Raw genomic sequence first — 1,052 nt, forward strand, 5'->3', positions numbered from 1 at the left:
CACGTTCACCAAGATCGACATGTGCCGGGCGCACTATGAGCGGGTGGGGCTGGGGGCCGGGTACGTCGATCAGTTCATCCGCTGAGATAAACCCGGTTTTCGACTTTATTTCCGGAAAAATGCCCGTATAAGGTCTGTGTCCATCGGCGAAGGAGCGGCTGATGGACCTCAGGAGCGTTTACCACTACCGGATCGACTGGATCGTCAGCTTCGTCGCGGTGGCCCACCACGGCGGGTTCTCGGCGGCGGCCAAGGCGCTCTACCGCTCCCAGCCCCGGGTCAGCAGCCACGTCGCCGACCTGGAGCGGGAGCTGGGCACCAAGCTGCTGGACCGGTCGGTGCACCCGGCGGTGCTGACCCCCGAAGGGCGCGCGCTGCTCCCGCACGCCGAGGAGATCCTGCGCCGGCTCGGCGTCCTCGCGGACATGACGGGAGGCGCGGTACGCGGGGAGGTACGGCTCGGTGCGTATCCCAGCGCCGCCGCCTATCTCTACCCGCTCGCCGTACGGGCCTTGCGGGACAACCACCCGCGGGTGCGGCTCGTGCTGCGCGAGGGTCCGAGCGTGGCGCTGGGCGCCGCGCTGGCGAGCGGCGACCTGGACCTCGTGCTGCGCCCGCTGCTGCCGCTGATCGGCAGCGACGGGGTGGCCAGCCGGCTGCTGTGGCGCGAACCCCTGGTCGCGGTCTTCCGAGACGATCACCCGCTGGCTCGCAGCCCCTACGTACGGCTGGCCCAGATCGCCGCGCTGCCGCTGATCAGCATCGGCGAGAGCGGCGAGGGCAACGGGCGGCAGTACGAGACCAACCTGGCCTTCGCCAACGCCGGCCTCACCCCCACGATCACCGCCCAGACCAACCAGCCGCAGACGCTGGTCGCGCTGGTCCGCCACGGGATGGGCACAGGCGTCACCAACAGCCTGGCGATGACCACGGCCAACATCGAGGGGGTCACGCTGGTGCCGATCGCCGACCCCCACTGCGAGCGGGTGGTGGCCCTGTGGTGGCGCTCCGACGGCGTCGCCTCCCCGGCGGTCGCGGCCGTCCGCGACGTC

At 70.7% G+C, this 1,052-nt stretch carries 1 protein-coding gene; it reads left to right on the top strand.

From position 1 onward, the window contains the following. Nucleotides 1-161 precede the first annotated feature (161 nt). Nucleotides 162-1,052: LysR family transcriptional regulator (locus C1I98_RS39250; RefSeq protein WP_111172223.1), on the top strand; the 891-nt coding region annotated here is incomplete at its 3' end.

The sequence above is a fragment of the Spongiactinospora gelatinilytica genome (genome assembly GCF_003236385.1).
Lineage (GTDB): Bacteria > Actinomycetota > Actinomycetes > Streptosporangiales > Streptosporangiaceae > Spongiactinospora > Spongiactinospora gelatinilytica.